The organism is Acinetobacter calcoaceticus, assembly GCF_016508255.1.
Lineage (GTDB): Bacteria > Pseudomonadota > Gammaproteobacteria > Pseudomonadales > Moraxellaceae > Acinetobacter > Acinetobacter calcoaceticus_E.
Genome location: NZ_JADVKT010000011.1, coordinates 20626 through 32480, shown reverse-complemented (window position 1 = coordinate 32480; position 11855 = coordinate 20626). Strand labels below are relative to the sequence as shown.

The 11855-nt window shown below is 36.3% G+C and carries 11 protein-coding genes; 8 read left to right on the top strand and 3 right to left on the bottom strand.

The window, feature by feature from the left end; translation table 11 throughout:
* Positions 1–36 precede the first annotated feature (36 nt).
* The 6 genes from I5515_RS16325 (at position 37) to I5515_RS16300 (ending at position 6551) form a co-directional block, all read left to right on the top strand.
* The gene (locus I5515_RS16325) at positions 37–663 is read left to right on the top strand and encodes a TetR/AcrR family transcriptional regulator (RefSeq protein WP_199968652.1); all 627 of its coding nucleotides are present in this window, start codon (positions 37–39) and stop codon (positions 661–663) included.
* A gap of 182 nt (positions 664–845) precedes the next feature.
* Positions 846–1463 carry a TetR/AcrR family transcriptional regulator gene (locus tag I5515_RS16320; RefSeq protein ID WP_199968650.1) on the top strand — a complete coding sequence of 206 codons (618 nt, stop codon included), beginning with the start codon at positions 846–848 and terminating at the stop codon, positions 1461–1463.
* 340 nt (positions 1464–1803) lie between these two features.
* A complete protein-coding gene (locus tag I5515_RS16315) occupies positions 1804–3198 on the top strand; it encodes a hypothetical protein (RefSeq protein WP_199968648.1) in 1395 nt (464 codons plus the stop codon).
* A gap of 138 nt (positions 3199–3336) precedes the next feature.
* Positions 3337–5286 carry an alkyl/aryl-sulfatase gene (locus tag I5515_RS16310; RefSeq protein ID WP_199968646.1) on the top strand — a complete coding sequence of 650 codons (1950 nt, stop codon included), beginning with the start codon at positions 3337–3339 and terminating at the stop codon, positions 5284–5286.
* A 199-nt stretch (positions 5287–5485) separates the two neighbouring features.
* Positions 5486–6022, top strand: coding sequence for a DUF4468 domain-containing protein (locus I5515_RS16305; RefSeq protein WP_199968637.1), 537 nt, complete (start codon positions 5486–5488; stop codon positions 6020–6022).
* 319 nt (positions 6023–6341) lie between these two features.
* Positions 6342–6551 carry a cold-shock protein gene (locus I5515_RS16300; protein WP_199968635.1) on the top strand — a complete coding sequence of 70 codons (210 nt, stop codon included), beginning with the start codon at positions 6342–6344 and terminating at the stop codon, positions 6549–6551.
* A gap of 44 nt (positions 6552–6595) precedes the next feature.
* Here the strand turns inward: I5515_RS16300 and I5515_RS16295 are convergent, their stop codons facing one another.
* On the bottom strand, positions 6596–7483 hold the full coding sequence (locus tag I5515_RS16295) for an AraC family transcriptional regulator (RefSeq protein WP_199968633.1): 888 nt from the start codon (positions 7481–7483) through the stop codon (positions 6596–6598).
* A 185-nt stretch (positions 7484–7668) separates the two neighbouring features.
* Here I5515_RS16295 and I5515_RS16290 point away from each other — a divergent pair, with 185 nt between their 5' ends.
* The gene (locus tag I5515_RS16290) at positions 7669–8139 is read left to right on the top strand and encodes a cupin domain-containing protein (protein ID WP_199968631.1); all 471 of its coding nucleotides are present in this window, start codon (positions 7669–7671) and stop codon (positions 8137–8139) included.
* A 118-nt stretch (positions 8140–8257) separates the two neighbouring features.
* Entirely contained in the window at positions 8258–9310 is a 1053-nt protein-coding gene (locus tag I5515_RS16285; RefSeq protein WP_199968629.1) for an NAD(P)-dependent alcohol dehydrogenase, read from the top strand.
* A 78-nt stretch (positions 9311–9388) separates the two neighbouring features.
* On the opposite strand, the gene I5515_RS16280 is transcribed toward I5515_RS16285, so the two are convergent.
* On the bottom strand, positions 9389–10735 hold the full coding sequence (locus I5515_RS16280) for a PepSY-associated TM helix domain-containing protein (RefSeq protein WP_199968627.1): 1347 nt from the start codon (positions 10733–10735) through the stop codon (positions 9389–9391).
* 280 nt (positions 10736–11015) lie between these two features.
* Complete coding sequence (locus I5515_RS16275; protein ID WP_199968625.1) at positions 11016–11804, bottom strand: AraC family transcriptional regulator; 789 nt, start codon at positions 11802–11804, stop codon at positions 11016–11018.
* Positions 11805–11855 lie beyond the last annotated feature (51 nt).

Sequence of the window (11855 nt, the reverse complement as noted above, 5' to 3'; positions counted from 1 at the left end):
TACAAACGAAGTCGCTAAAATTGTTATAAGGTCACTATGTCTGGTTCATCGAAAGCTAATGAAAAAGATCAAAAAATTCTGGATGCAGCAACTAAATTTTTTCTGACTCATGGCTTTAGTGGCACCACAACAGATATGATTCAAAAAGAGGCGGGTGTTTCAAAAGCAACCATGTATGGCTGTTATAAAAATAAAGAAGTGATGTTTGCTGCTGTGATTGAACGACAATGTACGAACATGCAAGAGCAAATTATATTAGTCGAGACAAAAGCCGAAAACCTACGTTCTGCTTTAACGGAAATGGGGAAAACTTATCTGTGTTTTATATTATCTCATTCAGGTTTGGCTTTTTTTAGAGTATGTATTGCAGAAGCAGTAAGGTTTCCAGAGTTATCTGAAAAATTCTTTCAAGTTGGCCCACAGCGTCTTGCGAATATCATTGCGGGTTATCTTGAAAAATCAGCCAAAAATGGTGAAATTGAGTTAAATTCTTCTTCAGATGTCGCTGCGAATATATTTTTAGCGTTACTACGAAGTGATGCGCACCTTAAGTGTCTTACACATCCTAATTACATCATATCGGATAGTGAAATTAGTTCTTGGGTTGAATATGCAGTTGGTTTATTTATGAAAAATATCAATTACAATGAGAAGTTAAAATAATTTTATAAGTACTTCCAGTCTCAAAATTGGTAAGAATAGTTTCTATTTTTGCTTATTTGATAATAAAACAACTTGATATTTAATCTATATGGATTATTCTTTTTCTCTAAAGGTTAATGCATAAGAATGGGGATATTTTCTTAAGTTAACACCATTAATTTTAACTTGTACTGTGGAATCAAATGAGTAAACAAACTAAAGAAAAATTGATAGAAGCAGCCATCATTCTTTTTTCACAAAATAATATTGAAACGCTATCGGTACAAAGAATTAATGAAACTGCTGGAGTTGCAAATAAGTCAGCTCTTTATTACCACTTTAAATCAAAATGGGGACTCGTGGAGGCCGCATTAGATCATGTTATGCAGCCTTATGTTATTGATAGTTTAGAGTTATTAAATGCTATTCCATCTAATAATGTACAGGTTTCTGATGTTGTAGATGCTTTAATGAAACCCATGGTAAAAATACTTTTACAGCATAACGGAATTCATTACATCAAATTTTTCTCTAAAACGATTAGTGCTGGAGATGAAGGGCGCGTTATTGTTGCAAAAACTTTAGTACCTATTTCCAATAAAGCCGTAGGTCTATTACAACAAGCTTTACCAGATGCAGACCCTAATGCAATTTCACTTAAAGTACTTTTTACTTTTAATATTATTTTAAATGTGATCAGTGATGTTGGACTTGAGCATTTTTGGCCAACAGAGGTTAAGGACCATAAACTACTCGCCAAATATTTAAAAGATTATATTGAAGGCGGAATTCGTTTTAAAGCAGATCATTTTTATTCATAAGCCTCAAAAAATTCCCTATCTTTCATTGAGGTAGCATTACTTCATTTCGCCCTACATTTTTATAGAACCCGTTTAGACAGTACTGTTTGAACTCTCCTCACTTGTGGAATCAGAATTGATAAAACTTTTTTTGTAGTGTTGATATTTTAATAAAAAATTATAAGTATTTGATTTTATTTTAAAAAATAATTTTATTCATTGTTGATAAAAATAGCTTGATATTTAATCTAGTTGGATTATTATTTTAATCTAAATGGATTAGGTCTCGGAAAAAATTCGAGATTAAGAAATATAACAAAGAGATCAAGTTTGTATCACTTGGTCAAAATGGAAAAGTATTATGGAAAAATTTAATCAGTTAAGGATTGCAATATTATTGACGGTTATTGGCTCTGTGGGTTTGAGCGCGTGTAATGATAGTGATGATTCTACTCAGGGAAATAAGCCAGTAAATCCAGGAACTGAGTTAACAGATTGCATGTGGCAAGATTCTGTAACAAGTAAACAGCATACTGGAGAAGACCCGTTAAATTATGCGTTTCCTGATTCTAATGTAACGTATTGGTCATCAGAATTTACGGTTCCAGAAGGTGCAAAAGTAATGATTGATGGGGATTATCCTTATTCACGTCACTTTTCATTGGTGAGTTATACCGCAAAAGGTGAGCGCGTTAATTCATTATTAGATGCAGCCATTTTACCAAATCAAGGTTCAATCAACCCGTTTGTAGTCGGGAATAACCGTCTTGGCAAAGCGCGTAGTTACTCAGCACAATTGCAATTAGGAGATTTACCAAGTACTCCTCTAAGTAATACGTTGTATGCCCCAAAAACGGTTGATGGCAAAGTTGCCATTTTATATCGTGTATATGTACCCAACAAAAATATGGATATTAAAGGAAATGTGAGTTTCCCTCGATTTAAAGTACAACTTGCAAATGGGGACGTTAAAAAAGGCCAAGATGTTTGTAATGTTCTACAAGTAAAAAAAGCACCTATTGATCGTATATCGGCAATACCATTAAAAAATACTGTAGATGCATTTAACCAAAATAGATATGAGGGTTTTCCTGCACAACAGGAACCAAAATGGTACAAAGCTTTTAGTGCTTTAGATAGCTTCAAATGTATTTATAAATTCGATCCTATTACAAAACAGCCGATTGATAAATGTGAAGGTTTGGCGGTCACACCAAAACTTGGTTATTGGGCTACACCTGACAATGAATATGTTTATGCGGCAGTAAGTAGACGATTAGGTAAAGTGATCGAACTTCGAGGTAAAGTTCCAACTACAGCAAAAACTTTTAATAATGATCCGTTTGTTCAAAAAACAGATATACGTTATTGGTCAATTTGTACAAATGAAGTGATTTCAACCGCGACAAATTATTGTCTCTATGACGAAAATATTCAAAAAGTAGATAAAGACGGTTTCTATACCATTGTTGCTTCGTTACCAGAAGATCGACCAGCGAATGCACGAGAAGAGTGTGGCGTATATTTCCTTGAGCTAAGTCCTCGTGGTTCAGGCTATACAGCCGAAGATGGTAAAGCTTTCGGTCACTCAGACTTTGGTTTATTTATTATGCGTAATTTATTACCTGATAATGCCTTTGCTCACGCCGTTCAGAAGGTGAAAGTACCCGGTGAAGAAAAAGCAGTAATGGGTGATTATTTGCCAGACATTCGCTACACCTCTAAAGACGCCTTTGAAACAAAGGGATGTTCTTAAAATCTAGATATAAAGAAAATCAACCAATCTTTTAATGAAAGATTGGTTTTTTCTTTAGTACGCTAAAAAGTTCTAATTCAATAAAAATATTCCCAATCTTTAAGGGATAAAAAGCATATAAAACATTAAGGAAATTTTATGAAAATTAAAGTACTAACGGTCTCATTATTATCTATTTTGTCGCTCAATGTATTTGCAGAAAATAAAGTAGAGAAGGCCGTTATTGACTCAAATGCTTCGTACGGTAGCAAGTACAATCTACAAGATGCTGATGAGTTTAAAAATGCTGAAAAGGGTTTTATCGCTAAACCTACTGGCCAAATAAAAAATGAGCAAGGAGATGTGATCTGGGATTTTGATGCATTTAATTTTATTAAAGATCAAGCTCCCAATACTGTAAATCCAAGCCTGTGGAGACAAGCAAAATTAAATAATAATGTTGGTTTGTTTAAGGTGACGGACCGTGTCTGGCAAGTTCGAGGCTTTGATCTGGCAAACATGACCATTATTCAGGGTAATACAGGCTGGATCATTGTTGATACTTTAACATCTAAAGAAACTGCTGAAGCGGCTATCAAATTTGCAAGACAGCATTTAGGTAACCAGAAAATTTCAGCGATTGTTTTTACACATAGCCATATTGATCATTTTGGTGGGGCGCTCGGTGTTATCTCTGCTGAAGAATTGAAACAAAGAAAAATACCAATTGTTGCTCCCGAAGGATTTATGGAAGAAGCGACTAGTGAGAACATTATGGCGGGGCCAGCCATGACCCGCCGAGCAACGTATATGTATGGTACATTTTTACCTAAAAATACAGAAGGTTTGGTGGATAATGGTTTAGGTAAAGCGGTAGCAGTTGGACAAATCGGAATTTTAGAACTGAATCAGTTGATTACGCAGAAAGAACAAAAATTAAATATCGATGGTTTGGATTTTGTATTTTATAACGTTCCAAGTTCAGAAGCGCCGTCAGAATTAACTTTTTCCATTCCTTCACTTAAGCTTTATAACGGCGCAGAGATTCTCTCTCATACGCTACATAATCTTTATACTCTAAGAGGTGCTAAAGTACGCGATACGTTAAAGTGGGTCGGTTATCTTAACCAAGCTTTAGTGCAAACCCAAAACTCAGAAGTTTTTATTGCCCAACATCACTGGCCAGTTTGGGGGCAACAAAATATTCAAGACTTTATTAAGACACAAAGAGATGTCTATAAATTCATTCATGATCAAACTGTTCGTTCTATGAACTCTGGTTTAAATGGTGCTGAAATTGCAGAGAAGATTAAGCTGCCACCAGAGTTAGACCAAAAGCTATATGCTCACGGCTATTATGGAACCTTAAAACATAATACAAAGGCTGTATATCAATACTACATGGGTTGGTTTGATGCCAACCCGTCAAATTTAGACCCTTTACCGCCTAAAGATGCTGCAAAGAAATATATTGAACTGGCTGGTGGAGAGGCGAACGCTTTAAAAAATGCTCAGCAAGCTTATGACAAGGCTGAATACAGATGGGCTGCGGAAATTCTAAAACATTTAGTATTTAATAACCCAAAGAATTTTCAAGCCAAAGAATTGCTGGCAAAAACTTATCGACAATTAGGATATTCAGCTGAAGCTTCGACTTGGCGTAATTTCTATTTATCGGGTGCACAAGAATTACAAGGCGTTACTCCACTTAAGAATACTTCGGATTTATTAGGTTTATTTATTCATACGCCGACTGAAAGATTTCTTGAAGCGATGGCAACCAATCTGGATGTTGAAAATTTAAAAAATGAAAATCAGTGTATGAACTTAGTATTGACCGATACACAAGAAAATTTTTCATTACGGATTGAAAACTCGGTCATGCTCTTTGATAAATATGACAGCGATAATCTACCTACAAACTGTCCAACGTTGAAGCTGACTAAACTTTTATATTTAAAGTTAATTACAGGTGAAGTGAGTGGTTCGAAAGTTTTATTTTCTAAGGAAAGCGAAATAAAGGGCAATCCGTTAAAAATTGGAAAGTTCTTTTCTTTATTTAAAAAGTCTACCAATATTTTTCCAATTGTGACTCGTCCAGAAAACTAAAATGATCAAAGATAGATCCATAGGAAACTTAAGATAAAGCATCCTTTAGCAATGATTTCAATTGATCTAGATCTGGCAGTACCTGATACACCTGACAATCAGGTACTGCATTTTTAACTTTATATAAACCAAATTATTCGATGTGCTGGTGTAAATTTGGAGGTTCTAACTTCTAGTCTCTTTAAAAAGTGAGCGTTACGTGAGAAGAGTAATTTTAGCTGCTACATTAAGTTTTGCTGTACTAGGTATGCAAGGTTGTCTTTCTTTGCCTAATAAAGTTGATGAAAAACCTGCTGAAAAGAAAAACGAGTATTTTTCAGAAATTGTTAATTTCAAAGGTTTGAGCCAAACGCAAATTTATGATGCTTCTAAAAACTGGCGAAACAATGTGGTGGATTATGTTTCAAGTCGAAAGATTATTCAGGCAGATGAAGTAAATAAAGTACTGACAATTAAAGGACATGCAGGGCTAAAATTTGATAATTGTATGGACTGTCTAAGCAGAAATATGATTAAGATTGCGGATGATTCCTTTAATTATATTTTGAAAATAGAAGTTAAAGATCATCAAGCTAAGCTTACGTTTAGCAATATAGAACCCCGTGACAATCGTAATAATCATTTTTATAAAGATAAAAATGCAGCCATAAAGAACCAAATAAAGAATGTTGCGGAAGCCTATAAATTTCATGTCTTACATCCGAATGCTCAGCCTGTTGGAGCGAGTCCAATGTAGTTTTCTTACATGGGCTTATAATAAATATAGTTGAAGAGTCTCATAAGTTATAAAAGGTAAATATCTAAGAAAAAATAGGGATTTATCTGTAGTACGTAAGTGATGTATCTTATTTTTAATAAAAAAATCTTGAATAAATATTGGTTTCCTATATGCTTAAGTTAACTAGAAAAAAGACTTGTAGTAAATCTTCTTTAAGTATCGTAGTTTTAGTCATAATCCTTCGTTTTTTCAGATATTAAGCTCAATTCGTTATCATTTTTTCAAGTTATATTTGTCATTTTAAATGACTCAAATGATTAAAATTAAAGGATATATTATGTCTAATACAAATACTGGTACAGTAAAGTGGTTTAACGAAACTAAAGGTTTCGGTTTTATTCAACAAGAATCTGGTCCAGATGTGTTTGCTCATTTTAAAGAAATCGCTTCTTCTGGCTTCAAAACTTTACATGAAGGTCAGAAAGTAACTTTTAATATCGCTCAAGGCCAAAAAGGTCCAAGTGCTGTGAATATTATTCCACAGTAATACGCGATAAATAAAAAAGCCCTGAATATTCAGGGCTTTTTTATTTATATACTTTTTATATCCACCGACGGTGGCGCCCCGAAAAAGCGTTTATATTCCCTTGAAAATTGCGACAAACTTTCATAACCGACCTGAATACTGGTCGTTGAAATATCACATTCTTCAGTCATCAATAAACGCCGTGCTTCAGTTAACCTCATTCTTTTTTGATATTGTAAGGGACTCATCGAGGTTATATCCCTAAAATGTTGATGAAAACTTGATGCACTCATCCCCATTGTGCTGGCAAGCTCTTCAACACTAAATGATTTTGCAAAATTATTTTTCAGCCATTCAATCGCTTTCACAATTCGATGACCTGTGGTTCCTGCCGCAGCAATACGTTTAAGCCGATCACCTTGTGGACTCATCAATAAACGATAAAAAATTTCTTTAATAATAAGAGGAGACAAGATTGGTATGTCTTGTGGTGTATCCAGTAGTTTTAATAACCGTGTAAAAGCATCATTTAGCTCTGAATTGACGACTCCAACCGCCATACCTTTCTTTTCAATATTTGTATCTTTAAAAGGAATATGCGCTTCAAGCATGATTTGGGCAAGCACATAGGGGTCTAGGCGTAGCACTATTGAAAGATAAGGTTGTTCAACCGAAGCTTCAAGAACTTGAGCGATTACAGGCAGGTCAATTGCCGTAAAAAGAAAATGATTAGAGTCATAGGTATAGGTTTCTTCGCTAAGAATAACTTGTTTTTTCCCTTGAGCAATCATACATAGACTGGCATCCATCATACTGCTACTTGGTGGGGTCAACGTTTCTGCGCGATATAAAGTCAGCCCTGCAATAGGCGTTTTGAATGTACCTTTTTCTCGGGTCCATTGATCGACAAGTTGAGCTAATTCTTGATTATGGTTTAGAGATCTATTTGCCATTCAGATTCCACCTATTGCCATCTGTGTTTTTATTGTAGGCATTTCAAATAAGAAAAATAGAGCGAAGTGCAACAATTCGGAGGATTAGGCAAATCTGTAAGAGGAATAGAACAACGCCTGTCGACTTTCATTTTTATACTGTTTGAACAACGCTTAATCCTGCGTCCCCTCATTAAATTGAGGACATGGGTATCAATTTTATCTCAATGGGAGTACCCGCAATGGATAAAAAATCAGTCGTAGCATCTCAAACTGTTAAAAAAGCCAACCAACAACAGGTAATTACTGGCCCAGATAATATTTTTACGGGTCAAGTTGCGATTAAACCATTAACTGATGTTACTGACAGTTTAAATGCTTCAAGTGCCTATGTAAGTTTTAATGCCAGTGCCCGTTCATTTTGGCATACCCATCCTAAAGGGCAATATCTCATTGTTACAGAAGGAGAAGGACTGGTACAGGAGTGGGGCAAACCTGCGGAGAAAATTTCTGTAGGGGATGTGATCTATTGTCCACCTGGAGTGAAACATTGGCATGGTGCAACTGGGCATTGTGCAATGACACACCTTGCTTTAACTGCAACTGATGAACATGGCAAAAATGTGGACTGGTTAGAGCCTGTTTCAGATGAGCAATATAAAGCGGCGAGCCACTGAAATTATAAGGCCTCTATTTCTAACCATTGGTATGTTGGTGCTGAATCAACTGACGTTCTAAAAGAGTTCTCAGAGACGAACTCGTCTTTATTTACACATTAAATATGAGAGAAAAAATATGACAAATGAAGTTTTAGGATATGCCGCGCTGTCTTCAGAAACGCCTTTAGTTCCATTTAGGTTTGAACGTAGAACTCCAAGGCAGGATGATGTTGTTATTCAAATTGAATATTGTGGTGTTTGCCATTCCGATCTACATCAAGCTAAAAACGATTGGGGCTTTAGTGCTTATCCATTAGTTCCAGGCCATGAAATTGTAGGGCGCGTAACCTCAATCGGTTCTAAAGTCACAAAATATAAAGTTGGTGACTTAGTTGGAATTGGCTGTATGGTAGATTCATGCCGTACTTGTTCGGCTTGCCATTCAGGACTAGAACAGTATTGTGAACAAGGCAATATCCAGACTTATGGCGGCGTAGATCGCCATGACCATAGTCCAACTTATGGTGGATATTCACAAAGCATTACATGTAGCGAAGATTTTGTATTAAAAGTACCTGAAAATCTGGATGCTCAAGCTGTACCACCACTTCTTTGCGCGGGGATTACCACATGGTCGCCTCTACGCCATTGGAATATTGGAAAGGGTAGTAAAGTTGCAGTCGTCGGCTTAGGTGGTTTAGGGCACATGGCTATTAAACTTGCCAATGCTCTAGGTGCAGAAGTGACATTATTTACCCGTTCTGCAAACAAAGAACAAGATGCCAAACAACTCGGTGCGCATCATGTTGTGTTATCAACAGATGAAGCTCAAATGAAATCAGTGTTAAATCAATTTGATTTAATTGTTGATACTGTGCCTTATGACCATGACTTGAAGCCTTATATTCCAACACTAGCTTTAAATGGAACCATTGTGTTGGTTGGGTATTTAGGTGAAATTAGCGCAAATTCAGTCCCTATGATTTTAGGACGAAGATCAATTGCGGGATCGGTCATTGGTGGAATTAAAGAAACACAAGAGTTATTAGATTTTTGTGGTGAGCATAATATTGTTTCTGAGATAGAAATGATTGATATGCAAAATATTAATGAAGCTTTTGAACGTATGCTAAAGAGCGATGTGAAGTATCGCTTCGTGATTGATATGAAAACATTATCTGATCATTAATCTGGTTTTATCTTTGCTGTGCATCTTGATTGTAGGATGCACAGCACATAGGTTGCGTCTAAATGTGAGGGGTAAAACTTATAATTTAGATTCGATATGTTTCTTACGTACTGCAAGGATGAGTATGGTAAATAGCATACTCAAACCGAAAACAGGTAAGCTTATTCCTAAAAGTATAAGTGCGCTCATCATTAATACTTTGTGTTGGCGAGTCGCATGATTCCATAAGAATAAACTTTGACTCACAAAGTGAGTGGTCATGTGTTTTAAATTCGAGTTTTTAAACGCAGCTCTATATGCATAAATAATCATAATACACAGGGCGAGAGCGTAAAGCGCCAGTACAAGTTGGTTTATCCAGCCAAATAAAATACCAATATGGGCATCAACTCCCCAACGAGTCAGCTTAGCAACTAGTGAGTAGTCTTTAAAAGCAAGTTGATCAATGACTTTGTGTTGTTCCATATCAATTGCGATGCTATCTGCTTGAGTTGGCCATTTGCGCTGAATCTCGGCCACGGTCCAAGCTTGATTTCCACTGGTGGGTGGTTTGATTTGTATTTGTGCTGCATCAATGCCATGTGCTCGGGCCATTGAAAGAACTGTATCGTATTCACTTGAAATAATATTTAAATTAACATTTTCACTGTGCGGCATCTCGTGATGTTCATGGTGCATCACTGTTGGTAAATTATCATCTTGAAGAGAAGTTGCTAATGTTGGGGTTTGCCAGTTGAGCCATTGACGAGCAACTCGAATATTATCTCCAGCCCACCCAGACCATGTCAGACCCGTAATAGCGATTAACAGTAAAATTGGAAATAAGACTAAACCAAGCGTGCTATGCCACCTCAATAATTTATTTTTCTGTGTTTGTCTGATTTTAAAATTCTGACGACGTTTCCACCAATTGTACAAGCCGGTTAAAGTTAAAATTCCGAGCCAACTTGCTGCCAGCTCACTATAAAAACGTCCCCATTTTCCTAGTAATAAATTGCTATGTAACTGATCAAGCGTAGTTCGAAATGGCAGAACACCACTGGTACCATACACAGCTAGATGACCTTTGGCTTGAAGTGTAAAAGGATCAATAAAAACTGCTTCACTCGTAAAATGATGTATGGGGTCTGAAAAAATTACTCGTGTTGTCTGGTCAGAGCTTGGCGCTGGTCTAACCTCAATCACTTGTGCAGACATAGGCATTACTTTTTTTGCGGCTTCAATTTGCTGACTAAGCTTAAATTCCGCTTGGTTCAGTGGCTCAACATATAGAACATCTTTATAAATTGCTTGTTCAAGTTGAGGCGTAATTGCATAGAGTAAACCGGTGATTGCAGCAACCAATATAAATGGTGCAATAAAAATACCAGCATAAATATGAATTAAACGATAAAGACTACGCCAGAATGATGAGGAGGTAAGCATCAGAAGATTAGGTCTATCAGGTGTTGGGCTGGATTATAGCGACTTATTTCTTTTGATGTTGATTGAGCTGACATGACTATTAAATTATTTGAATAGTGCTTATACAAACTGTCTGACTTAAACGTTAGGCCTGAAAAAATCAGGCCTAACGTTTAATGATTATTTTGAAGTTTCTAGGCGTACTTGATCTCAAACTTTCTGATTAAATTTAAATATTGAAAAGAGAGTTATAAAACGGGAATGGATCGAGACGTATGACACTATTCACATGACTAAATATTTATAGCGTTTCATTCTGAGCATGAAATTTTTTTAGAAAATGGGTAGGTGGATAGCCCATAATTTTACTGAACATTGCGGTAAAAGCTGCTGAGTGTTCATAGCCCAAACTAAAAGCAATTTCAGTAATTGAGATATTTTCTTTTAATGCATTTAAAGCATAGATGATGCAGACCCGATTACGCCATGCTTGAAAGGACATACCCGTTTCAGACTTAAACCAACGATGAAAAGTCCGTTCACTTTTATTGTGATCATGTGCCCAATCTTTAGGGCTACTATGAATATTAGGTGCTTTCATAAATTCAGCACACTGTTTAGAGAGTAATGTGTTGTGAGGTAGCGGAATAAACAAAGGCAGGGCTGGTGCAGCTTCTAATTCATATAACAATAAATCGATAAGAGCGCCGTCACGGCTTGCACGTTGATAGTCAACAGGTAGCTGATTTGCCTGAATGAGTAGTTGATGCAGTAACGGTGAAACTTGTACGACTTCACAATATATTGCCTGTCTTGGCGCATTATCCGTCTCTATATACAAACTATAAGTACTGACTTTAGACAACCATACCTGATGTGGTTTGCCAGCGGGTATCCACACACCACTATAGGGCAAGACAAGCCATTGACCATCTTCGGTTTCAACTTTCATTACGCCTTCGGGTGCATATAAAAACTGTGCACGGCGATGACTATGTGTATCTAGTAAGGTATCAGCAGGATAGTCTGATCCCAAAGCCAGAACCGCTTGCGGTAAATGATCTACATCGTTAATTGGAATATTACGCATATATTTTTGGCTGAAATAAATAAAAGAATGGCTTTTCTACGTTAGTTTGCC

What these genes read in the sequence shown, in the direction of transcription:
- I5515_RS16325 (WP_199968652.1), top strand. Translation starts at nt 37, where the DNA reads ATGTCTGGTTCATCGAAAGCTAATGAAAAAGATCAAAAAATTCTGGAT.
- I5515_RS16320 (WP_199968650.1), top strand. Translation starts at nt 846, where the DNA reads ATGAGTAAACAAACTAAAGAAAAATTGATAGAAGCAGCCATCATTCTT.
- I5515_RS16315 (WP_199968648.1), top strand. Translation starts at nt 1,804, where the DNA reads ATGGAAAAATTTAATCAGTTAAGGATTGCAATATTATTGACGGTTATT.
- I5515_RS16310 (WP_199968646.1), top strand. Translation starts at nt 3,337, where the DNA reads ATGAAAATTAAAGTACTAACGGTCTCATTATTATCTATTTTGTCGCTC.
- I5515_RS16300 (WP_199968635.1), top strand. Translation starts at nt 6,342, where the DNA reads ATGTCTAATACAAATACTGGTACAGTAAAGTGGTTTAACGAAACTAAA.
- I5515_RS16295 (WP_199968633.1), bottom strand. Translation starts at nt 7,483, where the DNA reads ATGGCAAATAGATCTCTAAACCATAATCAAGAATTAGCTCAACTTGTC.
- I5515_RS16290 (WP_199968631.1), top strand. Translation starts at nt 7,669, where the DNA reads ATGGGTATCAATTTTATCTCAATGGGAGTACCCGCAATGGATAAAAAA.
- I5515_RS16285 (WP_199968629.1), top strand. Translation starts at nt 8,258, where the DNA reads ATGACAAATGAAGTTTTAGGATATGCCGCGCTGTCTTCAGAAACGCCT.
- I5515_RS16280 (WP_199968627.1), bottom strand. Translation starts at nt 10,735, where the DNA reads ATGCTTACCTCCTCATCATTCTGGCGTAGTCTTTATCGTTTAATTCAT.
- I5515_RS16275 (WP_199968625.1), bottom strand. Translation starts at nt 11,804, where the DNA reads ATGCGTAATATTCCAATTAACGATGTAGATCATTTACCGCAAGCGGTT.